The following is a 24,415-nucleotide window of genomic DNA, read 5'->3' on the forward strand; positions in this document are numbered from 1 at the left end:
TTATGGCCGCGCGTCCGTCTGGGGCCCGTGTCGAGATTTGTTCTTATTGTTCACCGGGGCCGGAAGTCGGCGGTCCGGACCAGCGCGGACATCGGTGCTGGTCGGAGGCGTCACCCCGGGCTTGGGCGCGGGCGGGCCGGGCGTGCGCGGTGGCATGATTCAGGTGTATCGACCTGAAGTCCACAACGTGGTGACGATTAGGAGTGGCATGACTGCTGCACGACTTCCCAGTGCCGGTTTCTCCATCACGGTCCGGCTGGCCCTGTCGGCCGACCCGGGCGCGGCGGGGCGCCTCGCCACTGTCGTGGGGCAGGCCGGTGCGATCGTCACCGCGCTCGACGTGGTCGCCTCCGACAACAAGCGCATGACGGTCGACCTCACGTGCGACACCTCCGACTCCGCGCACGCCGAGCAGGTCACGAACATCCTCGAAGCGATGCCGGACTTCGACGTCAAGAAGGTCTCGGACCGGACGTTCCTGATGCACCTGGGCGGCAAGATCGAGGTCACTCCCAAAGTGCCCCTTCGCAACCGCGACGATCTGTCGATGGCGTACACGCCCGGCGTGGCCCGCGTGTGCATGGCGATCGCGGAGAACCCGGACGACGCGCGGCGCCTGACGATCAAGCGCAACACGGTCGCGGTCGTGACCGACGGTTCGGCGGTGCTGGGCCTGGGCAACATCGGGCCGGCCGCGGCGATGCCGGTGATGGAGGGCAAGGCGGCGCTGTTCAAGAAGTTCGGCGACGTGGACGCGTGGCCGGTGTGCCTGGACACGCAGGACACCGACGAGATCGTGAACATCGTGGCCGCGCTCGCGCCCACGTACGGCGGGATCAACCTCGAGGACATCGCCGCGCCGCGCTGCTTCGAGATCGAGGCGCGGCTGCGCGAGCGGCTGGACATCCCGGTGTTCCACGACGACCAGCACGGCACGGCGATCGTGGTGCTGGCGGCGCTGACGAACGCGCTGCGCGTGGTGGGCAAGGAGTTCGGGGACGTGCGGGCGACGATCGTGGGCTGCGGCGCGGCCGGGACGGCGATCATGCGGCTGCTGGAGAAGGCGGGGATCGGCGACATCATCCCGGTCGACCGCGACGGCGCGCTGCACAGCGGCATGGAGACGGACAACGAGACGTGGAAGTGGCTGGGCACGCACTTCAACAAGGACGACTACTCGGGCGACCTGTCGGGTGCGGTCGAGGGCTCTGACGTGTTCATCGGGGTGAGCGCGCCGAACATCCTCAAGGGTTCGGACGTGGCGAAGATGGCGAAGGACCCGATCGTGTTCGCGCTGGCGAACCCGGACCCGGAGATCAGCCCGACGGAGGCGGCGCGGTACGCGGCGATCGTGGCGACGGGCCGGTCGGACCAGCCGAACCAGATCAACAACGTGCTGGCGTTCCCGGGCGTGTTCCGGGGGCTGCTGGACGCGCAGGCGCGGGACTGGAACGACGACGCGGCGCTGGCGGCGGCTACGGCGATCGCCGACTGCGTGGGCAACGAGAAGGTGAACGCGACGTACATTGTGCCGAGCGTGTTCGACCCGAACGTGGCCCCGGCGGTGGCGGCGGCGGTCAAGCAGGCCATGCGCTAGGCGCAGTGACGCTTTTCATACCCCGGGGACCGCTGGTTCCCGGGGTTTTCTGTCGTACCCGCGCGCAACGATGGGCCCGTGCCCCTCTGGGAGGGTGGGGGCTAGTGGATGGCCGTCGCCGAGGCGCCTCACATTCACGTTTCGGAAGCGCGAGATCGGAAGTGGCGCGGCACCGGTTCGAAGGCGGCGCTAGATCCGGAAGGTTCCCTCGGCGACGATCACGGCGGGGCCGGTCAGGTAGAGCGTCTCGTCGGTGACGGTGATCGTGAGCGTCCCACCCGGAACGTCCACTTTGCACACACCGGTGTCCTGGCCCGCGTGCCGCAGGGCCGTAGCGCCGACGGCGCAGGCGCCCGTGCCGCAGGAGGCGGTCTCGCCGACCCCGCGCTCGTGGACGCGCATCCGCACCTGCGGGGCCGCGCCGACCACGAACTCCACGTTCACGCCGTGCGGGAACACGCCCGTGTCGTAGCGCGGCTGGTGGTAGAGCTCCAGCGCCTCGAGCTCCGCTTCGTCGCCGAGGTGGCACACCAGGTGCGGGTTCCCCATCGACACGGCCTGCCCGGGCCAGGTGAACCCCTCCACCGAAGCCTGCGAGGTCGGCCCGAACTCGGCCGAACCCATGTCCACCCGCAGCTCATCGCCTTCGACCCGCACGGTCTTGATCCCCGCCCGGGTCGCCACCGGCACCTCCGGGCCCTCAGCGAGGCCCTTTTCGAGCAGGTACCGCACGAACACCCGGACGCCGTTGCCGCACATCTCGGCGATCGAGCCGTCGGCGTTCCGGTAGTCCATGAACCACTGCGCCGCCGGGTCCTCCGAAGGCGCGACGCGCAGCAGCCCGTCGCCGCCGATCCCGAACCGGCGATCGCACAGGAGCGCCACCTGGGCGTCCTTCAACGGCAGCGCGTCCTGGAGGTCGGGCACGATCACGAAGTCGTTCCCCGTGCCGTGTCCCTTGGCGAAGTCGATGGTGGTCACTAGGCAATTGTGCCCCACCGCCCCCGCGCTAGCCTTATGCCGTGACTGAGACGACCGACGCCGGGCCCCTCGCCGACCTGAAAGCGAAGTTCCCCAACGGGGTGTGGACCACCCGCGCCAACGCGCGGCTCCAGGACGCCCTCATCGAAGGCGCCGGCCTCGGCCGCCTCCAGGCCGCCGTCGGGTGGGCCGCGCGCATGCAGGCCACCGACGCGCCCGTGCCGTTCGCCTCGCCGCAGATGCTCCTGTTCGCGGGCGAGTACCCGGACGGCTGGGCCGCCGGGGACTACGCGCCCGTCGAAGAGCAGGCCGAAGCCCTCGAGAAGGGCGAAGGCGCACTCGCCGAGCAGGCCTCGCGCGCCGGACTGCCCGTCACCGTCGTCCGCACGCCCGCGAGCGAGGGCGTCGAGGGCCCGCTCCTCGACGAGACCGAGCTGAACGAGGCCCTGCGCCTCGGCCGCGAGACCGCCGACCGCGCGATCGACGCCGGGGCCGACCTCCTCCTCATCGCCGGGCTCGGCGCGGGCGCCGCGACCGCTTCGGTTGCCGTCTGCTCCTTCATCGCCAAGGACGACATCACCGCGTACCAGCCGCAGCTGCGCGCCCCCGGCGGCACGGTCGCCGACGGCGCCTGGATGGGCCGCATCGCCGCCCTCCGCGACCATCTCGCGTTCAACCGCGGCTTCAAACGCAGCCCCGAAGCGCTCGTCGCGCGCCTCGGCGGCGCCCAGCTCGGCGCGATGGCCGCCGCGATCTTCACCGCCGCCACCCGCTCCACCGCAATCCTCATCGACGGCCCGGCCGCCATGGCCGCCATGATGATCGCCCGCGACTTCGGCCTCGCCGCCCCCAAGTGGTGCTACGCGCCGAACCGCTCCGGTCACCCGGTCGTCGTCAAGCTCGCCAAGCAGGGCGGCCTCGCCGACGACCTCGGCTTCGAACTCGACCTCCCCGACGCCGCCGCACTCCCCCTCGGCTGGGACCTCCTTCAGCAGGGCCTGCGAATCTCGCAGGCACTCCCGATGCCCGCCAAGGAAGAACCGGAACCCGCCGCGGCCGAAGCGACCACCGCCGCATCCGACCCGGCCGCAGCCGAGGAGACCCCGGAACCCGAACCGGCTGCGGCCGAGCCCGAAACGGCCGACGAGGAGAAGCCCTCCGACGCGTGAGCACCGGCCGGGCGCTCGTCGACGCCCGCGCCGCCATCATCGCGACCGCCGGTCGCCGCTGCCTCGCACTCCGCGCCGGATGCGTGACCAGCGTGAACGAGTGGCGCATCAGTAGACTCGGTCCACATGAGCACCGCCCGGCTCCTCCGCGCCCTCGCCGACCTCGCCCCCGCTCCGCAGCCGACCGAGCAGCGCCTCCAGCGCGACCTCCTCGGCGACAAGTACGCATGGGGCGATTTCGACAGGCTCGGCCACGACCCCGCCGGGCTGGCGAAGTACGACGAACTCCACCGGGACGAGCGCCTGCTGCGCCAGGGCTGGGGCGTCGTCATCGGGCGCACCGAGGTCGACGGCAAGCGGCGCCAAATCCGATACCCGCTGGTCAGCCGGCCCATCCGCATTGAGACCGACCCGGACAGGCACCTGAAGCAGCAAGTGGTCCCCGCAGGCGACCTGGAAGTCCACCATGGACTCGAAGGGACCGGGTTCGGCGACAAGCTCGAAGCGGTCTTCGATCCGGAGCGCCGCGACGAGGTCCTCTTCGACCTCACGTGGCTGCCCGCAGCCGCGGCAGCGGCGGGCTTCGACGTCGACGAAGTCTGGCACGACATCCGCTACACGCCCCGTCGCCTGGCAGTCGTCCCGCGGACCGTGGTCTACATCGCCCCAGAGAGCAACCCGTCGTCGCTCTCCAGCGAGCTCCGCACCTGGGCGAACCGGCCCGGCCTGAGCGACACCGCGTTCACGGCCATGTACGACCCCGTCGACACCGAACCCGAAGCCGACGGGCGGCCGCCGCGCTGCCCGCTGCCGCTCAGCGGTGAACAGGCCGCCGCGGTGGTGCAGGCCCGCACCGCACCGGTCACCGTCGTCGCGGGCGCGCCGGGCTGCGGGAAGAGCCACACACTGGCCGCGATCGCCTTGGACGCCATAGCGAACGGGCAGTCGGTGCTCATCGCCGCGCAATCCGTCCACGCCGCCGACGTCCTCGCCGACCTCCTCGACCGCCACCCGGGCCCGCTCCCGGTCCACTTCGGGGACTCGGAACGGCGTGACCGGTTCCTGACCCGTCTCGGCACTGGGACCGGCAAGGGCCACAAGCGCCGCGAGGTCGAACGGCACCGGGACGCCGCCACCGAAGCGATCGAGTACACCTCGCGAATCGAAGCCGAGATCGCGACCTGGCTCGACCTCGAATCCCGGCGCGGACGCGTGCACGACCTGCCGACGTTCCTCCTCGACGACTTCCCCGGCCTCCGCGACGCCGACCTCGACGAAGCCGAACGGCTCCTCGCCCGATCCCAGAGCGACGGCTCCTGGTGGCAGCGGCTGCGAGCCCGCTTCGCCGCCAAGCGATTGCAGCGCCTCGCAGGCGCCGAAGGCGCCCCTGCCGCGATAGCCCGGGCCCTCCGCGCCGCCCGCGACCAGCGTGACACCGCCCGTCTGGCCGCCGCAGGCGGTCTGCGGCTCGCGCCTCTCTGGCAGAGCCTCAGCTCCGCCGATTCCGAAGCGGCGAAGGCGATCGGCGAAGCGCTCCGCATCGAGTCCGGTGCCGCCGACCGCCGGGACGCGGCCGCCCGTAGGGCTTTGGCGGAACTCGGGACCGCCCTGCGCAGCGGCAGCCGCCCGCAGCGACAGGCGCGGCTCGAGAGCGTCGACGCCGCGGCGCTCCTGCGCGCCATGCCGCTCTGGATCGGCACCGTGGCCGACGTCGAAGAGGTGCTCCCGGCCCGTGCGGGCATGTTCGACCTGGTGATCCTTGACGAGGCTTCCCACATCAACCAGCTCCGCGCGGCCCCGGTGCTCGCCCGCGCTCGCCGCGCGGTCGTCGCGGGCGACCCGCGTCAACTGCGGTTCGTCTCCTTCGCCAGCGCGGCGAGGACCGAAGATGTCCTGGCGAAGCACGGGCTCTCCGACCGCCTGGGGCAGTTGGACATCGGCAAGGTGAGCGCCTACGACCTCGCGTGCGGGGCCGGGCCGGTGGTCGAGCTGACCGAGCATCACCGCAGCGTGCCGCACCTCATCGGGTTCTCGGCCGCGAAGTTCTACCACGGCCGGGTCAAACCGGTTACCACGCATCCGCGCAATCACGAGGCCGACGTCATCTCGGTCCATCGCGTATCCGCTGAGTCCTCTAAGGATGGTGTGGTCGAGGCGGAAGTGTCGCGCTCGCTCGACCTGCTCGGCGAACTCGTCGACTCGGGCACGACCGGCTTGGCCGTGATCTCGCCGTTCCGGGCGCAGGCCGAGGCGATCGAGGCGGCGATCCTGAAGCGCTTCGACCTGGAGACGATTCGCCGCCACCGGCTGCGGACCGGCACGGTGCACGCGTTCCAGGGCAGCGAGTCGGAGACGGTGATCATCGCGCTGGGTGTAGCCGAGGGCGATCCGGCGGGTCGGCGGCGTTTCGCGGCCGGGCCGAACCTGTTCAACGTGATGGTTACGCGGGCGCGCGAGCATCTGCACGTCGTCACGGCTGTGGGCGAGACCGACGGCCTGATCGGCGAGTTCCTGCGGTATGCGGACAGTCCGCCGCGTTCACCGGGGAACGGTGACGCGGTCCGGCAGTGGACGGCGAAGCTCGCCGACGCCATGGAGGGCGCGGAAGTGGCTGTGCGCCAGGCGTACCCGGTCGGCCATTGGACGGTGGACCTGGTCGTGGGCGACGGCGAGCAGGCGATCGGCGTGGTCGCGGAGGTCCATCCGGACGGCGCGGCTTCACACGTCGCGCGCCACAGGGCGCTGCGGCGCGCAGGCTGGCGGATCGAGGAGGCGTTCCCGTCAGCCTATGGCGATGACCCGTCCCGGGCCGCTGTCGACCTCCTGACCGGGCTCCGCGTTCACTGAGCGACTTTGTCGCCTTCGGGTTTGCGGATCTGGCTCCAGGAGACGACGAGCTGCATGCCGAGCAGGTTGATGACGACCGCGATGCCGTAGAGCAGGCCCGCGGCGCCCAGGCTGGCGAGGAAGACGCCGACGCCACCGAGGAGCCCGGCGACGATGCCTAGAACGAAGACGAGCACTGCGAGGACGGTCAGGCCGCCGGAGGCCTTCCCGGCGCGGTTGAGGGCCTTCTCGACTTCGCCGTCAAAATCGCTCATCGGCTCAGCGTAATGAACTCGCGGCGTGCTTGATGGCTTCCGCGACGGAATCGGCGGTGTGCGTCGGCGCGTAGTCCGCCTGGGACCATTCGCGGCCCAAGTGGAGCCAGACGCTGCGCAGGCCGAGCCGGTGCGCGCCGAGGATGTCGGCGTCGTCGCGGTCGCCGATCATCCAGGCGCCGTCGAGGCTCGCCCCGACTGCTTCGGCGGCCGCGTGGAAGATTCCCGGCTCGGGCTTGCGTGAGCCCACGCCCTCGCTCACGACCGTGGCATCGACGAGGCGGTCGAGCCCTGAGGCGGCGACCTTGCCGGTCTGCTGTTGCACGGTGCCGTTGGTGACGATGACGACCTGGTTTCCCGCGTCGCGAACCTCCTGCAGTGCAGCCGCGGTCTCGGCGGTCACGCGGGCGTGTTCACGTGCCCCTCGGCGCAGGAACGCGATGATCTCGGCTTCATCCAGGCCGACGGGGTACCGCTCGATGATCGCCCGCGCGACAACGGTTCGGGTGGCGTACCCGGAGGCGTCCACGGTCATGACCCAGTCCACGTCCTCCGCCGGAAGCTCATGCGCAGCAAGGAACTCGGTGACCCCGAGCCGGAAGGCCCCGTCGCGGTCGATGAGCGTGTTGTCCAAGTCGATCATCAGAAGCGTCATGCTGAGGATGCTACGGACCGCGGCAACACTCGGCAAACGTGTTCCCAGAAGGCACCGGCTCGCCGATAGGGTCGACGGCATGTCTCCCAAAGCGCTGATGCCGCCGGACGAGTGGCTTGAGAGCCGCCCGAAGTTCCTCGCCGCCGCCGGTGCGCTGTTCACCGACGCGGAGGGCCGGGTGCTCGTCGTCAAGCCGAACTACCGCGACCACTGGCTGTTCGTGGGCGGCCAGGTCGACGCGGGCGAGAGCCCTGACCAGGCTTGCCGCAGGGAGGTCAAGGAGGAGATCGGCCTGGACGTCGTGCTCGGCGGGCTGCTGGTCGTCGACTGGACGGAGCCGGTGCCCGGTCGACCGCTGCCGTTGGTCGTCTTCGTGTTCGATGGCGGCGTGATCGAACCCGACCGGATCGAGCTCGACGGCGACGAGCTCGACGAGTTCCGGTTCGTCGCGGTCGAAGAGGCGCTGCGGCTCCTTTCGGCGAACGGGCGGCGCCGACTACCGGCCGCGCTCGAAGCGAGGCGGACCGGCGCCGCCAGGTACCTCGCCCCCTAGAGCGGGGGTTCGGTGATCGCTTCGGGCCAGGTGATCTCGGTCGGGTCCGGGTTGCGGTGGAGGCCTTCGAAGGCGCCCTTCATGAGGTGCTGGCGGGCGGCGGATTTGGCGACGAGGCGGGCCACTTCGATGGCGCCGGTGGCCTGGAAGTGGGTGTTGTCCTGGACGCCGTCGGGGTAGTGCTCGTGGCCCGGATCGATCCAGAGGAAGTAGTCCTTGGTCCCCTCCTCGCCGAGCTGGGCCCAGAGGGCGAGGCTCGCCGCCTGGAGGTCGATGAGCGGGATGCACTCCTCTTCTGCCAAGGCGCGCATGGCCTCCGGGTACTCCCCCAGGGTCTCGACGGGTTTGCCGTCTTTGAAGCGGCGGCGTTCGACCGAGGTGACCAGGACCGGGTTGGCGCGGTGGAGGCGGGCGGTTTCGATGTAGCCGCGCAGGTACTGCTGGTAGGTCGTGTACGGGTCGGTGCCCCGGTTGGGGTCTTCGGTCTTGGCGTCGTTGTGGCCGAAGGAGATCAGGAGCCAGTCGCCAGGCTGGATCAGGGCGGCGATGGCGTCGAGGACGCCCTTGTCGGTGTGGCTCTTGGAGCTCGCGCCGGACCAGGCCCGGTTGTCCACAGTGATCCGGCGGGTGGTGAAGACGTCGAGGGCCTGGCCCCAACCTGCCCTCGGTGAGCGCCAGGACGCGTAGGTCGAGGCCGTCGAGTCTCCGGCTGCGAAGATCGTGAAGTCGCGGGTCTTCGGGGCGGGTGCGTCGGGTTCGTCCTGCGGGGCCCAGTCGCCGAGGTAGGTCTCCGTGGTGTGTTCGGCCGCTTCGTCTTCGCTCAGTTGGCGCGGGCGGGTGGCCGGGTCGATCATCGCCGCGCCGGGGCCGATGTTCGCGTATTCGGCGTACCGCTGGTCCTGCCAGGGGTAGCCGCTGCTCATGACCGTGTACGGCGCGGCGGCGTCGATGCCGGGGCCGAGCCAGCTGTCGCGGATGGTCAGAGACGGCCAGGCGGTCGTGTTCGAGCTGGGGACCCACGGCCGGGAGAGTTTGTACTGGGCGTCGCCGGCGGCCGAGGTGACGCGGCAGCCGGTTGCGAGATAGCCGTACTCGAACTCGCGGGAAGTCGAAGGGGCCCAGGGCATGCCCTTCGGCGTGAAGGTCACGTCGCGCTCGACGCAGTGGATCTCGCACCGGTCGAAGACGGCCGTGCCGCGCCCGAAGATGAAGTCGACGTCGCCTTCGATGTGGCAGTGCCGGTAGTACTGCCGCGCGGCGACAGTGACCGCCGAGGAGTCGGCGTAGAGCGTGTCCTGGTGGCCGAGGAACCGGCAGCGGTAGAACGCGGAGCGGTCGCCGCGCACGCGGCACGCGACGGCCTGGGTGCCGCTCATGCCGGGGTGGTCGGCGCGCAGCCAGTCGTTGGCGAAGGTGACGGCGCTGGCGGTGAACCCGGCGCCGTCGAGCTTGACGGTGGCGGAACCGGCGGTGCCGACCGTGGTGCCGTCGGGGTTGAGGGTGCCCGCGGCGAGGTCGTAGACGATCACCGTGTCGTTCGGGTCGTCGGTGGCGCCGATGAACGTCAAGTCGGCGGCGGCCACCTGGACGAGTTCGCGGTAGGTGCCCGCGGCGATCACCACAGTGGAGCCGGGGGCGGCGGCGCCGACGGCCGCCTGCACTGTCGTGTGGTCGCCGCGGCCGCCCGCGTGGACGTAGAGGGTGTCGGCACTGAGGCGGTCGTCGGGCGAGCCGTAGCGGCCGAAACTACCGCCGTGCGCTTGGGCCGCACCGGGGATCGCGGTGGCGGCGGCCGTGGCGGCACCGGCGGCGAGGAGGAGTCGGCGGGTGAGGGGAGGGGTCATGGCGACTGCTTTCAGGGGGAAGTGACAGCGCTTACCTCGCACACGGTAATCGATTGCCGATTCATATTCAAGGGCTTCGATAAGTTGATCTTGCTGGGCCGCAACACGAGGGCACGAAAAGGCGCGCGGGCGGTCTCACCAGTCCGCCCGCGCGCCCCGCTCTGTCAGTCGTTGACCGCCCGCAGGATGGGCTTCGCCGTCAGCGCCTGCTGCAGCTCGGCCGAGGCGGCGACCACCTCGCTCTGCACGGTGAAGGTGACCTGCTCGCCGGGGACGAGGGTCACGAGGGCCTTGTCCACCACCGCCTCAGGGTCGACGCGGTCGGCGAACAGGCACAGGTCGCGCAGCACGCTCTCGGCGTGCACGGTGATCTGGACGCCGCCGTCCACAATGGCGACATCGGTCGTGAACCGGGCCTTCGGCCAGTCCATGTCCTTGTCCTCCTTGGTGAACCAGGTCGCGCGCGGGAAGTCCTCACGGCCCGTGAGCAGGAACTCGCCGTCCTTCGGGATCGCGCCCGGCTCGAGTTCGAGCACGGCCGTGTCGCGCGGGTCGATCTCCATCTGCACGAGCGCCCGGCCGATGATGCGGCCCTCCGCGTTGCACTTCCAGAACCCGATCACACCGGTCCAGGCCTCGGCGGAGTCGTTGACCACCACCATGTTCAGGCCGTCGCCCTCGGGCTGGAAGGTCACCATGCGCTCGGCGAAGACGTCCCGCAGCGCGTACCAGAGCGGCTTGAGCCGCTCCTCGCCGTCGATCGCGGCCCACGAGGTCACCGGCCAGCAGTCGTTGAGCTGCCACACGATCGCGCCCGAGCAGTACGGCTGCAGCGAGCGGAAGTACTCGATGCCGAGCCGGATCGCGCGGGCCTGGTTGACCTGCGTGAAGTACAGCCAGTCGTCGAAGTCGCGCACGGGCGGCAGGTGGGCGTCGAGGCCGCGCTGCAGCTTGCCCTGGCCGTTCTCGGCCTTCTGGTGCCACAGCATCGCGGCGCTCTCGGCCTCGAGCGGCTCGTCGGTGACCATGCGCCGCACCGTGGCCCACGTCGGCGGCGCCTGGTAGCCGAACTCGGCCACGAAGCGCGGCTTCCAGTCCCGGTAGCGGGCGTAGTCGAGGTCGTTCCACACGTCCCAGATGTGCACGGACGCGTGCGCCTGCTCATTCGGGTGCAGTTCGCGCACACCGGAGTAGGGGCTGCCGGGCCAGTACGGCCGGGTACCGTCCACTTCGGCGGTGAGCTTCGGCAGGAGGTCGTGGTAGTACCCCGCGCCCCAGGTCCGCTCCCCCAGGTCGCCCTGCCAGTCCCAGTCGTGCCAGCCCCACAGGTTCTCGTTGTTGCCCGTCCAGGTGACCAGGCTCGGGTGCGGGGCGAGGCGGGCGAGGTTGTCGCGGGCCTCTGCCTCCACTTCGGACCAGAACGGCTCCTCTTCGGGGTAGGCCGCGCACGCGAACAGGAAGTCCTGGCCCACAAGGAGACCGAGCTCGTCGCAGATCCGGTAGAACGCCTCCGACTCGTAGACGCCGCCGCCCCACACGCGGATGTAGTTGATCCCGGCCGCGACCGCCTGGCGCAGGCGCCGCTCGATGCGGGCGGGGTCGATACGGCTGAACAGGGCCTCGTCGGGAATCCAGTTGGCGCCCTTGATCCAGACGGTCTCGCCGTTGACCTTGAGGAGGTAGGGGCGGCCGTCGGCGTCGGGCTCCGTGTCGAGTTCGACGGTGCGGAAACCGATCCGGCTCTCCCACGTGTCGCCCGCGGCAGTCACCTTGACGCCGTACAGCTTCCGCTCGCCGCGGTCGTGCGGGCGCCACAGCTCGGGGTCCTGGACCTCGACGCGGACGCTCGCGGTCGCGACCCCGGCCGCGAGGCGCACGGTCTCGGTGACGCCCTCGACCTCGCAGACGAGTTCGAGTTCGGCGTCGGCGGCGGTCTCGAGGCTCACGGAGAGGTCGACGACCCCAACACCGTCCTCAAGGGATACTCGGGGCACGACTTCCCCGATGCGCGCGGTCTTCCAGCACTCCAGGCGCACCGGCCGCCAGATCCCGGCCCCGGCGAGGTTCGGCCCCCAGTCCCAGCCGAAGTTGCAGGCGGCCTTGCGGATGAAGTTGCCGGGCTCGGGGTAGGCGTTCGGCCGGTTCCCGAGCCGGTCGCGCTGCGCCTCCGCGTAGGTGTACGGCGCGGTGAAGTGCACTTCGAGTTCGTTGGCGCCCACGCGCAGCAGGGAGCGCACGTCGAAGCGGTAGCGGCGGTGCATGTTCGCGGTCTCGCCGACCACCGTACCGTTGAGGCTGACCCGCGCGACCGTGTCGAGCCCGTCGAAGACCAGGTCGATCCCGTCCCAGTCGCCTGCTTCGTAGTCGAACGAAGTCCGGTAGGTCCAGTCGCTGCGGCCGACCCAGGCCAGGTCGCGTTCGGCCTCGTCCGTGTAGGGGTCGCCGACGAGACCGGCGGCCAGCAGGTCGGCGACCACTTCGCCTGGCACGGACGCAAGGGTAGCGTCGACGGCCACCGGGGCCCCGGGGTCGCCGGTGACGGTCCAGCCTTCGTGCAGGGTTCGCTTGGCGCTCAAAGAGACTCCTATGCCTTGTGTAGCGAGCGGTGGGCACGGCCGAGGACGCTCGCCGTCGAGCGTCCGGGCCGAACGTGCCTATGCCTTGATACCCGAGAGGGCGATGCCCTTGATGAAGTGCTTCTGGAACAGGAAGAAGAACACCACCGTCGGCAGCGTAGCCAGCATCGAAGCGGCCATCGCCACGCCCATCGACCCCGGGCTGGAGACGATCGTGTTGTTGAGGTTCGACAGCGCCACAGGCAGGTTGAAGAGCTCGTCGGTGCGGATGATGATGAGCGGCCACAGGAAGTTGTTCCACTCCCCCAGCGCCACGAAGATCGCCATCGCCGCCAGCGCCGGGCGCAGCAGCGGCAGGACGATCTGCCACCAGATCCGCCATTCGCTGGCCCCGTCGACGCGCGCGGCGTGCACCAGGTCGTCGGGGATCGACCGCAGGTACTGCACCAGGAAGAACACCACGAAGGACTTCGCGAGCCCGGGGATGATGTAGCCGAGGTAGGAGTCGGTCATGCCGAGGTCCGAGGTGAGCAGGTAGTTGGGGATGAGGCTGACCTGCCAGGGGATCATCATCGAGGAGATGATGACCACGAACACGACGCGGCGGCCGGGGGCCTGCGTCTTGGTGAGCATGTATGCCGCGAGCGAGGCGATGAGCAGGCTGAGGACGGTGACGATCACGGTGATGCCGAAGGTGTTGGCGGCGAAGCGGAAGAACCCGCCCGCGACCTCCTCCCAGCGCTGGAAGACGCCGGGGACGCTGTCGTTGTCGCCGAGGGAGGGGTCGTAGAAGGAGTCCAGGGACGGGTCCTTCGGGTAGAACGTGGGTGGGTTCTGCATCAGTTCGGGGACGGTCTTGAACGCGGCGATGATCATCCACCAGAAGGGGATGAGCACTACGGCGGCCCACAGGTAGAGCGGGATGCGGACCAGTTCGGCGGCGAGGTTGGGCTTTCTGGGCCGCTTGGAGACGCGATCCGCTGAGACGAGGGTCTTGACGCTCACTTCTCGAACTCCTTGAAGGTCTTCGTGACTCGCAGCTGGACCAGGGTGACCAGGAAGATGATGAGGAACAGGACCCAGGCGATGGCGGAGGCGTAGCCGAGCTGGAACCGGTTGAAGCCCATGTCGTACAGGTAGGGGACGATCGTGAGGGCGCTGTCGAGCGGGCCGCCGACGATCGAGGCCGAGCGGCGCCAGAGCAGGTAGATCGCTTCGAAGATCTGGAACGCGCCGATCGTCGAGGTGATGACGACGAAGACGAGCACGGGGCGCAGCAGCGGCAGCGTGATGTGCCAGAACTGGCGGCCTTTGGAGGCGCCGTCGATGGAGGCCTGCTCGTACAGCTCGTCGGGGATGGCGTTGATGCCTGCGACGAAGAGGACCATCGAGTAGCCCGCGCCGCCCCAGACGGCCATGGCGACCAGGATGGGGATGCTCATGGTCGGGTCGGCGAGCCAGGCGCGGTTCTCGCCGCCGAAGAATCGGACGACGGTGTTGCCCAGGCCCCAGGAGTCGACCATGAAGATCCAGCGCCAGACCAGGATGACGCCGACGCCGGCGGAGACCGAGGGCAGGAACAGGATGGTGCGCATCAGGCGGTCGCGCATCGAGGTGGTCTTGAAGGCGACGGCCAGGACCAGGCCGAGACCGATCGTGAGGACCACCGAGAAGACGACGTACTTGAGGGTGTTCCAGATGGCGGTGTGGAAGCGGTCGTCGTGGAGGAACAGCTCGGTGAAGTTGTCGAAGCCGACGAACTCGGGGGCTTTGATCCCGTTGAAGTCAGTGAGCGAGTAGTAGAACGAGCGGCCGAGCGGGTAGATCAGGAAGACGATGAACAGCAGCGCGAAGGGCAGCAGCATGGCGTAGGCGGGGCCGTAGCGCTGGAGGCGGTGGGACGGTCGGCCGCGTCGCGGTGCGGGCCCGGCATGCGGGCCGGTTGCTCCGGCCCGCTCGGGGCCTGCGGTCTGCTTGAGGGTCAAGGGAGTGCTCCGAGGCGGTGAGAGCGGGCGGGGGCGGCTGGCCGCCCCCGCCCGGGAGACTGCTACTTCTGGTTGGCTTCCATGGCGGTCTTGGCGTTGGCGAGGGCTTCCTCGACGGGGACGCCTTCGAGCACGATGGACTGGAGGGCGAGCTGCACGTCGGGGGACGAGGGCTCCCAGCCGGTGCAGTTGGGCGGGCCGACGGAGGTCTCGAAGATCGAGGTGAGGGCCTGCTTGTTGGCGTCGTCGAGGTGGGTGTCGGCGACCTTGTCGGTGCGCGGGGGCAGCCACAGGACGTTGTTCTCGGCGGCGGTGGTCAGCATGGCGTCGACGCCGGCGTCGGAGTAGACCATGTCGATGAAGGCGGCGGAGGTGCCGGGCGCTTCGGACTGGGCCATGACGCCCATGACGTTGCCGCCGATGAACGATCCGGCGTTGGCGGGTCCGGCCGGGAGCGGGGCGGAGCTCCACTTGCCTTCGAGCTCGGGGAAGCCGACGGCGAGGGTGTCGTAGTTCCAGGAGCCGCCGGTGGCGAAGACGTACTCGCCCGCGGACATCCCGACGCCGAGGTCGGGCTGGTCGGTGGGGACGTTCTGCTCGCTGAAGCGCTTGGCCCAGTACTCGGTCCCGGCGACGACCTCGGGCGAGTCGATGGTGATCTCGGTGCAGTCCTCGCTGTAGAGCGAGCCGCCCGCCTGGTGCATGTAGTTGAACCAGTCGAGCCAGCCGATGGGCTCCCAGGTGGCGGCGAAGGGGGTCTCGTAGCCGGCGCCCTGGAGCTTGGTGATGGCCGCGTCCATCTCGTCCCAGGTGGCCGGGACGGCGATGCCCTCGGCTTCGAGGATGTCGGTGCGGTAGAACATCGAGTAGGTCGTCATGTTGAGCGGGACGCCGTAGAGCTCGCCGCCGGGCGACTCGATGGACTGCCAGAGCCCTTCGATCACGTTGCCCTCGAGGTTCTGGGTGTCGTACTGGCGCAGGTCGACCAGGCCGCCGAGCTCGCCGAACTCGATCCCCCAGGAGAGGCCGCCGGTGAAGATGTCGGGGCCGTCGCCGCTCTGGATGGCGGTGAGGAACTTGGTGTGGGCGTCGGCCCAGTCGACGATCTCGACTTCGACCTTGACGCCGTGCTCGGCCTCGAAGAGGGCGCCGACGGCTTCGATCATGGGCTGCTGGGAGGCGTCGCCGGTGTGCCAGATGGTGATCGAGTCGGCGTTCTCCTCCTCCATGCTGGTGGCTTCGCCGCCCCCGCCGCCGTCGGAGCAGGCGGCTGCGGTGAGGGCGATCGCGGCCGCGGCGGCGGCCGCGCCGAAGCGCTGGGTTCTCGAGATCACGGTGACGTTCACTCCGTTCAGGGGAAGGGGTTCTCCGGTGGGCGCCGCGCGTCTCACGGGACTCATGAGGTCAGAGCGCTTAACCGGATAAGTGACCCGAACCTATATGTCAGATCACACCTAGTCAATGCCTTGACCGCACCGTGACCGAATTGAAATCATGAATGTCGATATCTCGAACGACCACGGCTGAACCGGTTCGCTTGCGCCGTGCGCTACAGTCTGGAAACCGGCGGCGCCCTGCGCGGGCCGGGCCCGAAGCCACCTGAGAGGACCACCGATGACCAGGCGAGTCACCATCGCCGACATCGCCGCCGCGGCGGGCGTGTCGAAGGGCGCGGTCTCCTACGCCCTCAACGGGAGGCCCGGCGTCTCGGAGACGACCCGGACCAAGATCCTCGCCATCGCCGCCGAGATGGGCTTCGTCCCCAACCGCGCCGCCCGCTCCCTCTCGGTCTCCTCCGCGCAGACCGTGGGCATCGCGCTGCGCCGCTCCGCGCGCACCATCGGCATCGAGCCGTACTTCATGGAGCTCATCAGCGGCATCGAGTCCACCCTCTCCGCCGGGTCCTTCGGCCTCACGCTCCAGATCGTGGGCACCGTCGAGGAGGAACTGGAGGTCTACCGGCGCTGGTGGGCCGAGCGCCGCGTCGACGGGGTCTTCCTGTGCGACATCGGCACCAGCGACCAGCGGCTCGACTTCATCGCCGACCTCGGCCTCCCGGCCGTGGCCGTGGGCGGCCCCGTCGAGGGCGCGCGCTTCCCCGCGGTCTGGCACGACGACGTCGAGCCCAGCCGCGACATCCTCGAGTACCTGTTCGCGCTCGGCCACCGGCGCGTCGCCCGCGTCGCGGGGATGCCCGGCCTGCTGCACACCGCCATCCGCGACCAGGCCTACGCCGACACCACCGCCGAGCTCGACTTCGAGTCCGTCGCCACCGTCCACAGCGATTACACCGGCGAGCAGGGCGCCCAGATCACCAGGCGGCTGCTCTCCTCCGCCAAGCGCCCCACCGCGATCGTCTACGACAACGACGTCATGGCCGTGGCGGGCCTCGGCGTCGCCCACGAGCTCGGGCTCCAGATCCCCGAGCAGCTGTCGATCGTGGCCTGGGACGACTCGCCGCTGTGCCGCCTCACGCACCCCGCGCTCACGTCGCTCACCAGGGACATCCCGGCGTACGGCGCCGAATGCGCCGAAGTCCTCCTGACCCTCGTCGGCGCCAACCGGGAGAGCGGGCCGCCGAGCAGCGAGGCGCGCACTTTCTCGGTTCAGTGCAGGCCCGCGCGGCTCTCCCCGCGCGGCTCCACCGGACCCGCGCCGCGCTAAGTCCACACCGGCCGGATCACCGCAGTTCGGGCCCGTCCACGAGCCAATAATCCGGCGCGTCTTGAACCCCATCAATATTTATGGTTTTCTATGTTGGGATCGGATTAACCGATTCACCTCTCACTCGAACCTAAAGATGGGATCGACATGGATACCGGCACCTCCGCCGACGCCGCCCCGGCACGGCGTCGCTCGTCCCGCCGAACACGCAAGTGGCTCATGGCCATCACCGCCGCGGTCACCGTCGTCCTCGCGGGCGTCTGGCAGCTCGTCCCCGCGGGCGCGCAGCAGACCGGCGGCTTCTCGATCGACGGCACGCAGCTCATCGACGCCAACGGCAACCCGTTCATCATGCGAGGCACCTCCCACCCCGACGTCTGGTACGAGAGCCAGTTCCCCAGCTACGGCGAGATCAGCGACCTCGGCGCCAACACCGTCCGCGTCGTCCTCGGCTCCGGACAGCGCAACTGGGGCGTCTCCAGCGCGGCGCGCGTGCAGCAGATCGTGGACGAATGCAAGGCGCAGCGCCTCATCTGCGTCCTCGAAGTCCACGACACCACCGGTTACGGCGAGGAGGGCGCGGCGGCCAGCCTCGACCAGGCCGTCACGTACTGGGAAGGCCTGTACTCCGTCCTGGAGGGCGAAGAGGCCTACGTCCTCATCAACATCGGCAACGAGCCGATCGGCAACACCAACCCGCAGCAGTGGACGCAGCCGACGATCGACGCGATCGAGCGGATGCGCGCCATCGGCTTCAAGCACACCCTCGTCGTCGACGCCCCGAACTGGGGCCAGGACTGGCAGAACGTCATGCGCGACAACGCCCCGGCCGTCGCCGCGGCGGACCCGGACGGCAACACGCTCTTCTCGATCCACATGTACGCCGTGTACAGCAGCCCGCAGACGGTGATCGACTACTTCAACGCCTTCGACGCGATGAACCTGCCGCTCATCGTCGGCGAGTACGGCGACGAGTTCCAGGGCCAGACGGTCGCCTGGGAGACCATCCAGACCGAGGCGCAGGCGCGCGGCATCGGCTGGCTGGCCTGGTCGTACTCCGGCAACACCGGCGGCGACCTCGACCAGGTGCTGAGCTTCGACCCGAACCAGAAGACGACCTGGGGCCAGCGGGTCTTCGACTCGGCCAACGGCATCGCGGCCACCGCCGAGCGCGCGAGCGTCTACGGCGACGACCCGGGCCCGACCACCCCGACCACGAGCCCGACCGACAACCCGACCACGGGCGGACCGGCCGAGGGCGACTGCACCGCGAAGATCACCGTGGTCAGCTCCTGGAACTCGGGCTGGCAGGGGAACGTCAGCGTCACCGCCGACCAGGGCGCGGTCGACGGCTGGCGGCTCACCTGGACGTGGGCCGGGGCCACCCGGATCACCAGCAGCTGGAACGCCGACATCACGGCCTCCGGCGCGGGCGTGACCGCCGAGGACGTCGGCTGGAACGCCACCGTCGCGAGCGGCCAGACCCGCGAGGTCTTCGGCTTCATCGCGTCCAGCCCCACGGCCACTCCGGCCGTGACCTGCGAGGCGATCTGACGATGACATGAAAAGCGGGCGGCGGACCAAAAGGTCCGCCGCCCGTTTCGCTTATGCGCCAACCGTTTCCGGTATTAGCCGTTCTTGGTCGGGAGCTGGAACTTGCCGACCCCGCCCTTCGGCATCTGGGAGCGGACGCTGCCCTTCTTGTTGCCGATGGCCTGGTGGCCGGACTTCTCGGCCTTCTTGCCGCGGGCCAGCGCACGGCGCTGCTCGCGGTTCAAGGGCTCTTCGGCGGTGGCTTCTTCTGCGGCTTCTTGGGCCTTGGGAGCTTCGGCGGTCATACGCTTCCCCTTTTCGGGTAGAGAGTGAAGAGACGTGAGCGCGAAACGGAGTCAGACTCGACGTCTCGGGAACTGGCACTCATTCGTATTGGCGGCCCCAATGCAGGAGGCGGCCGAATCTCTTCTAAAAGATCATGGGCCCCACTCTAGCGGCTGCGCGTCCGGCACACAACGGGCTTTGCGCCGCGCCTACCGGTGACTACCCTCATACGCATGACCCAGCACCCTCCCGCGAAGCTCGCGCGCGTGCGCACGGTCGCGCAGGACGCGATGCGCGGCGCGCGCTGGTGGACGCTCCTGGACCTGGAGCAGACCCTGCGAGCCGACACCGAGTTCTGGCGCGACCTCTGGGCCCCGTCGCTGGCCATCGCCGCCCACAAGGTGGGGCTCAAGCACGCCAGGGCGCGCCTCGACGAGGCGATCGACGCCGGGTTCCACCAGACCGACCTGTTCGAGCCCGAGCTCTCGGCGGCGTTCGGATCGGACCCGGACTGGGATCGGGTCATCGAGCGGGCCCGCGCGAACGTCCCCGAGCCGGGCCTGCGGCTCACCTCCTGGCCCGAGCCGGGGACGGCCGCGCCGCTGCGCCTCGACCGCGTCGAGGCCCACCGCGAGCCGCAGCTGCTCCCCCGCCTGCCGAAGCCCGCCGCGACCGCCTGGGAGACCGCGAAGACCCTGCTGGGCTGGACGGCGGGGCTGTGGCGCCACGCCAACGCCCGCATCAACGCCGGTGACGCGCTCGACGTGCTCGAGCAGGTCGCCAACGGCGCGCGCTACTCGTGCGTGGAGTACTCGATCGTGCTCGCGCAGGGCCTCAACGTGCACCGCGTCCCGGCCCGCCGGGTCTGGCTGCGGCGCGGCGACTACCACGACGGCGTCGGCCAGGGCCACGCCGTGGCCGAGGCCTGGATCGACGACCTCGACCAGTGGGTGCTGCTCGACGGGCAGCACGGCGCGTACTGGGCCGACGAGGGCGGCAGGCCGCTGAGCCTGCCTGAGCTCCAAGCACGCGAACGGCCCGCGAAGCCGGTGCATGTGGGGCCGCGCCCGCTCATGAAGGACCCGGGCCTGTGGGCGGCGTATTTCGCGCATGCTTCGGTGACCGGGATCGCTTGGGAGCCAGCCGGTTTCGTGCCGGTATTCCAGGACGGCCAGGTCCTGGCTACCGACCGGCTCGTGCGCGAGAGCGCCGACGCCTACCCGTGCCTCTCGGACCTCGCGATCGGTATCACCGCCGTCGGCGGCGCCCCGGCCGTGGAGTTGAAGCCCTTGCACCCGTTCGCGATCGGCGGCACCTGGAACGGCGAAGTAATCAAGACGCACGGACGCCAGCGCTTCGCGCGGGCCCTGGACCGCGAGCCGGGCGAGCACAAAGCGGACCTGGCCGCGCTGACCCCTTACGGCCCCTTGGCGACTCGCGAACTGCGCTGGACGGCGGCCTGACCCGCGATGCCGGGCGGGCCCCTGCCGCAGACGGCAGTACCGCCGCATTGCCCGCCGACTTCCCATGCTTTCCCGCGCCCTTATCCCTAGTAATTCGATGGGATTACTGCTATATTCGAGTCATGAAGCCCGCCAACGCACTCGCGAAGCGGCGCGCCGTCGACCAGATGCGCGTCGCCAGCGCCCTCTGTCGCTGATCCGGCACCCGCCGCACCAAGCGGCCCGCTCCGCGGCCGCATCCTCCGGTCGGCTCCCCGCGCCCTAGAGCGCCGCATGCACTCCCCCGCCGCGACCTCGTTCGCGCCTCGCCGTCGGCGTCCCCGCGAACCGCGTTACACGCCGCAGCACCGCAACCGTTCCCCACCGCGTTCACTCCCACCGCAAGGAGCATCATGTCCTCCACCGACCGCACCCGAACGTCTATATCCCGCCGCGCGATCATCGCGGCCGCACCCGTCGCCGCCACCGGCATCGCCGTCGGCGCCGCCGCGCCTGCCGCAGCGCAGTCCGGCAACCCGGCGGCGGCGCTGCACTGGTTCGACGCCACCGACGCCGCGATCACCGCGGCACCCGCCTCAGCGCAGGTCGCCAACAGCCGCACCTGGGCGATCGCCTGGCTCGCCGCCGCCCGCGCGGTGCGCCGCGTCCCCCACGGCGTCAACGCGACCCACTACCGTGAGGCCGCGCTCGCGGCGGCCGTGCACCGCGCGCTCTACGCCCTCGCCCCCACGCAGACCGGCGCGCTCGACACGGCCCTCGCCGATGCGCTCGCGCAGATCCCCGACGGCCGCGCCAAGCGCAAGGGCGTCGCGGCGGGCGTCGAGCGGGCCGACGCGCTGCTGGCCGACCGCGTCGGCGACGGCCTCGACCCGGCCTCGGTGAACCCTGCGTACACGCCGCCGACCGCGGCGCCGGGCGTCTGGCAGCCGACGCCGCCCGCGCACGGCCCGGCGCAGCAGGCGGGCACCCGTTTCGCCGTCCCGTTCGTGCTCGACAGCGCCGACCAGTTCCGCCTGGAGGCGCCGCCCGCGATCGGGACGCCGCAGTACCGGGCGGATCTCGAAGAGGTCCAGGTGTACGGCGCGCTGAACGGCAGTGCGCGCACGCAGGAGCAGACCGACACCGCGCAGTTCTGGCTCGGCAGCTCGTTCGTGCTCTACAACCCGGTGCTCCGGGCGGCCCTGGAGCACCACACCGGGTCGCTGCGGGACCAGGTCGAGCTCGTGGCGCTGTTCCACGTCGCCTCGGTCGACACGCAGATCGCGACCTCGGACTCGAAGTACGCGCACGTGTGGTGGCGGCCGGTCACCGCGATCGCGGGCGCGGTCGAGGACGGCGACCCCGCGACGGTCCAGGACCCGTCCTGGGCGCCGCTGCACGCCACCCCGTCGCACCCGGACTACCCGAGCGGGCACAACACGTACTCGGGTTCGGCCGAGGAGGTGCTGACCCAGCTCGTGGGCGACGGTCCCGGTGCGGCCTATACGATCCCGAGCCCGACCGCGCCGGGCGTCACGCGCACGTACACGACCTGGCACCCGCTCACCGCGGAAAACGTCGACGCGCGCGTGTGGTCGGGCATCCACTCCCGGTCCGCGGACCTCGCCGGGGTCGAGCTGAGCCGGAACGTCGCGGCATACGTCCTGACCAGGGCCGGCGACCTGCTCGCCTAGGGCTTCGCTCCAGAGGAGACGGGCGCTCCGGCCGCGTTGTCCACGCGGCCGGAGCGCCCGGTCTCGTGCACGGTCCAGGACATATTGACATTTGCCTATCTATTGACAGGCAAACGCTCGCACGGTAGGTTTGCTTCACTTCCCTCGAAATCCATTGAGAAGCCGCGACCCGGCGGCGCTCCCGCAGCAGCACGAATGAAGGCCGAGCTCTCGGCCCTCATTGGGAGCGCTCCATCCATCCGGCTCGCGACGCGCAAGACCTCGCAGTATTGGCGAAGACCCCCGGCCCCCGGCTCGTCGGCGGGTCTTCGCCGTGTTCTACCTCAAAGCTTCGTCGAGGATGTACCGCTCGGCGTCCAGCAGCCGCAGGTCCCGCGCCGGGCGGCGCAGGTGTCCCTTCTCGACGATCCGCTCGAACGCGGGGTCGCCCGCCTGGGCCATCCGCCGGATGCCCTCGATGTGGTCCACGATCCGCTTGCGGATCACCTTGATGAACCGCTGGCGGTCCCGGTCGGAGAGCCCGTACGCGTCGGCGAACATCCGCAGCCGCCGCGCCCGGTCGGGCTTCTTCCAGCCCAGCGTGATCGAGTCCCGGTCGGTGAAGATCGGCACCCAGGTCCAGGCCGCGTACGCGACGTCGTAGATCCGCGCACCGGGGCTCGCCAGGTCGAAGTCGATGAGCGAGAGCGTCCCGTCCGGCCGCCAGACCACGTTGTGCGGCGCGGCGTCGTGGTGGCAGATGACCTCGGTGTCCGGCGGCGGCGGCCCGAACGACCGCCACGTCGCGCCCTGCGGCGGCCGGAAACCGTACTGCGCGTCGTGGAACATCCGCAGCATCTTCGCGACCGCGCTCATGGTCTCGTCGGTCGTCCAGTGCGGCGCCAGCGGGTACTTCCCCGGCTCGCCCTCGACGAACGAGAGCACCTCCCGCGCGTGCTCGTCGATGCCCAGGACCCGGGGCGCGCCCGTGAAACCGGCGCCGTCCAGGTGCCGCAGCAGCGCGTGCACCGCGGGCGTCCAGGGTCCCGTGTTCCGGCGGACCGTATCGCCCAGCCGGACGACCGTGCTCGTGTTACCGCCGATCAGCGGAATCTCGTCTTGGCTCACCGGTCCCCGCAGTGCCTGCCGTCTTCGTTAAGGGGTTTGTCAGGACTCGGCGCCATCGACAATCGCATCGACGAACGCTCCGACTTCGAACGGGGCCAGGTCGTCCGGCCCCTCCCCGAGTCCGACCAGCTTAACCGGTACCCCCAACTGCCGCTGAACCGCGATCACGATCCCGCCCTTGGCGGAGCCGTCGAGTTTGGTGAGCACGATGCCGGTGACGTCGCAGACCTCGCCGAAGACCTTCGCCTGCTGCAGGCCGTTCTGGCCGGTCGTGGCGTCGAGCACCAGCAGCGTCTCCGCGACCGGGCCCTGCTTCTCGATGACCCGCTTGACCTTCCCGAGCTCGTCCATCAGCCCGGCCTTGTTCTGCAGGCGGCCCGCGGTGTCGATCAGGACGACATCGGCGCCCTCCTCGGCACCGGCCTTCACCGCGTCGAACGCGACCGAAGCGGGGTCGGCGCCCTCGCCGCGGCGCACCACCTTCGCGCCCACGCGCGAACCCCAGGTCTCCAACTGCTCGGCGGCCGCCGCACGGAACGTGTCCGCCGCGCCCATGAGCACCGTCTGCCCTTCGGCGATGAGCACCCGGGCCACGCGGCCGCAGGTCGTGGTCTTGCCCGAGCCGTTGACGCCGACCATCATGATCACGGCCGGGCCCTCACCCGAGGGCGAGACGGTCGCGATCGAGCGGTCGAGCTCGGGTTCGAGAACGGCGGTGAGCTCGGCCTTCAAGAGGCGGCGCAGCTCCTCGGGGTCGCGCGTGCCGAGGACCTTCACGCGCTCGCGCAGGCGCTCGACCACGTGGGTCGTGTCGGCGATGCCCACGTCGGCGGTCAGCAGGGTCTCCTCGACCTCGTCCCACACGTCGTCGTCGAGCTTGTCGCTCGCCAGCAGCGCCAGCAGGCCCTTCCCGAGCGCGTTGTTCGAGCGCGCCAGGCGCGACCGCAGCCGCACCAAACGGCCTTCGACGGGCTCGGGCGTCTCGATGCTCGGCGCAGCGGGCTTCGGCGCCTCAGCTTTCGACTCAGCCTGCTTCGGGGCCTCGACCTGCGGTTCCTCAACGGGAGCCTCGACGGCCGACTTCGAACGCGAAGCGCGAACGCCGAACGCGACGCCGACGGCGGCCGCGATCACGACGACGGCCGCGACCAGCCAGATCCACAGGTTGTCCACAGGGAAATCCTCCACCAGAGCTTCGAGCGCACGGATGCGACCGGGCAGCCGCACAC

The 24,415-nt window shown here is 70.2% G+C and carries 19 protein-coding genes; 8 read left to right on the top strand and 11 right to left on the bottom strand.

The features are described from left to right. The first annotated feature begins 208 nt into the window (after positions 1–208). Positions 209–1,597 (top strand): NAD-dependent malic enzyme, encoded by a 1,389-nt coding sequence (locus ACZ60M_RS08005; RefSeq protein ID WP_465415892.1) that lies wholly within the window; start codon positions 209–211, stop codon positions 1,595–1,597. Positions 1,598–1,786: 189 nt separating this feature from the next. On the opposite strand, the gene dapF is transcribed toward ACZ60M_RS08005, so the two are convergent. Beyond that, entirely contained in the window at positions 1,787–2,569 is a 783-nt protein-coding gene (dapF, locus tag ACZ60M_RS08010) for a diaminopimelate epimerase (RefSeq protein ID WP_465416066.1), read from the bottom strand. A gap of 50 nt (positions 2,570–2,619) precedes the next feature. Here dapF and ACZ60M_RS08015 point away from each other — a divergent pair, with 50 nt between their 5' ends. Together ACZ60M_RS08015 and ACZ60M_RS08020 are read left to right on the top strand one after the other, a co-directional pair. Beyond that, positions 2,620–3,747, top strand: coding sequence for a nicotinate-nucleotide--dimethylbenzimidazole phosphoribosyltransferase (locus ACZ60M_RS08015; protein ID WP_465415894.1), 1,128 nt, complete (start codon positions 2,620–2,622; stop codon positions 3,745–3,747). A gap of 126 nt (positions 3,748–3,873) precedes the next feature. Next, entirely contained in the window at positions 3,874–6,594 is a 2,721-nt protein-coding gene (locus ACZ60M_RS08020) for a DEAD/DEAH box helicase (protein ID WP_465415896.1), read from the top strand. On the opposite strand, the gene ACZ60M_RS08025 is transcribed toward ACZ60M_RS08020, so the two are convergent. After that, on the bottom strand, positions 6,588–6,848 hold the full coding sequence (locus ACZ60M_RS08025) for a hypothetical protein (RefSeq protein WP_465415898.1): 261 nt from the start codon (positions 6,846–6,848) through the stop codon (positions 6,588–6,590). The two genes, ACZ60M_RS08020 and ACZ60M_RS08025, sit on opposite strands and share 7 nt — an antisense overlap. Before the next feature lie 4 nt (positions 6,849–6,852). Next, positions 6,853–7,503, bottom strand: coding sequence for an HAD family hydrolase (locus tag ACZ60M_RS08030; protein ID WP_465415900.1), 651 nt, complete (start codon positions 7,501–7,503; stop codon positions 6,853–6,855). A gap of 79 nt (positions 7,504–7,582) precedes the next feature. On the opposite strand from ACZ60M_RS08030, the gene ACZ60M_RS08035 reads away from it, so the two are divergent. Then, positions 7,583–8,056 (top strand): NUDIX domain-containing protein, encoded by a 474-nt coding sequence (locus ACZ60M_RS08035; protein WP_465415902.1) that lies wholly within the window; start codon positions 7,583–7,585, stop codon positions 8,054–8,056. On the opposite strand, the gene ACZ60M_RS08040 is transcribed toward ACZ60M_RS08035, so the two are convergent. The 5 genes from ACZ60M_RS08040 to ACZ60M_RS08060 form a co-directional block, all read right to left on the bottom strand. Then, positions 8,053–9,900, bottom strand: coding sequence for a pectinesterase family protein (locus ACZ60M_RS08040; protein ID WP_465415904.1), 1,848 nt, complete (start codon positions 9,898–9,900; stop codon positions 8,053–8,055). The two genes, ACZ60M_RS08035 and ACZ60M_RS08040, sit on opposite strands and share 4 nt — an antisense overlap. A 164-nt stretch (positions 9,901–10,064) precedes the next feature. After that, positions 10,065–12,476, bottom strand: coding sequence for a glycoside hydrolase family 2 protein (locus ACZ60M_RS08045; RefSeq protein ID WP_465415906.1), 2,412 nt, complete (start codon positions 12,474–12,476; stop codon positions 10,065–10,067). 78 nt (positions 12,477–12,554) lie between these two features. Then, positions 12,555–13,481: a carbohydrate ABC transporter permease gene (locus ACZ60M_RS08050; protein WP_465415908.1), complete on the bottom strand. Its 927-nt coding sequence runs from the start codon at positions 13,479–13,481 to the stop codon at positions 12,555–12,557. Further along, positions 13,478–14,461 carry a carbohydrate ABC transporter permease gene (locus tag ACZ60M_RS08055; protein ID WP_465415910.1) on the bottom strand — a complete coding sequence of 328 codons (984 nt, stop codon included), beginning with the start codon at positions 14,459–14,461 and terminating at the stop codon, positions 13,478–13,480. Before ACZ60M_RS08055 ends, ACZ60M_RS08050 begins: the two co-directional genes overlap by 4 nt. A 62-nt stretch (positions 14,462–14,523) precedes the next feature. Next, entirely contained in the window at positions 14,524–15,795 is a 1,272-nt protein-coding gene (locus tag ACZ60M_RS08060; protein ID WP_465415912.1) for an extracellular solute-binding protein, read from the bottom strand. A gap of 280 nt (positions 15,796–16,075) precedes the next feature. Between ACZ60M_RS08060 and ACZ60M_RS08065 the strand changes: the two genes are divergently transcribed. Next, the gene (locus tag ACZ60M_RS08065) at positions 16,076–17,125 is read left to right on the top strand and encodes a LacI family DNA-binding transcriptional regulator (RefSeq protein WP_465415914.1); all 1,050 of its coding nucleotides are present in this window, start codon (positions 16,076–16,078) and stop codon (positions 17,123–17,125) included. Positions 17,126–17,272: 147 nt separating this feature from the next. Further along, positions 17,273–18,679, top strand: coding sequence for a cellulase family glycosylhydrolase (locus tag ACZ60M_RS08070; protein ID WP_465415917.1), 1,407 nt, complete (start codon positions 17,273–17,275; stop codon positions 18,677–18,679). Positions 18,680–18,753: 74 nt separating this feature from the next. On the opposite strand, the gene ACZ60M_RS08075 is transcribed toward ACZ60M_RS08070, so the two are convergent. After that, entirely contained in the window at positions 18,754–18,963 is a 210-nt protein-coding gene (locus tag ACZ60M_RS08075) for a hypothetical protein (protein ID WP_465415918.1), read from the bottom strand. A gap of 213 nt (positions 18,964–19,176) precedes the next feature. Here ACZ60M_RS08075 and ACZ60M_RS08080 point away from each other — a divergent pair, with 213 nt between their 5' ends. Both ACZ60M_RS08080 and ACZ60M_RS08085 read left to right on the top strand, forming a co-directional pair. Beyond that, a complete protein-coding gene (locus ACZ60M_RS08080) occupies positions 19,177–20,406 on the top strand; it encodes a transglutaminase-like domain-containing protein (RefSeq protein WP_465415919.1) in 1,230 nt (409 codons plus the stop codon). 392 nt (positions 20,407–20,798) lie between these two features. After that, positions 20,799–22,079, top strand: coding sequence for a vanadium-dependent haloperoxidase (locus ACZ60M_RS08085; protein WP_465415920.1), 1,281 nt, complete (start codon positions 20,799–20,801; stop codon positions 22,077–22,079). 318 nt (positions 22,080–22,397) lie between these two features. Here the strand turns inward: ACZ60M_RS08085 and ACZ60M_RS08090 are convergent, their stop codons facing one another. Both ACZ60M_RS08090 and ftsY read right to left on the bottom strand, forming a co-directional pair. Beyond that, positions 22,398–23,186 (bottom strand): phosphotransferase enzyme family protein, encoded by a 789-nt coding sequence (locus ACZ60M_RS08090; RefSeq protein WP_270121377.1) that lies wholly within the window; start codon positions 23,184–23,186, stop codon positions 22,398–22,400. Positions 23,187–23,225: 39 nt separating this feature from the next. Next, positions 23,226–24,359 (bottom strand): signal recognition particle-docking protein FtsY, encoded by a 1,134-nt coding sequence (gene ftsY / locus ACZ60M_RS08095; protein ID WP_465415921.1) that lies wholly within the window; start codon positions 24,357–24,359, stop codon positions 23,226–23,228. Positions 24,360–24,415 lie beyond the last annotated feature (56 nt).

Source organism: Glycomyces sp. NPDC050141 (assembly GCF_055586545.1).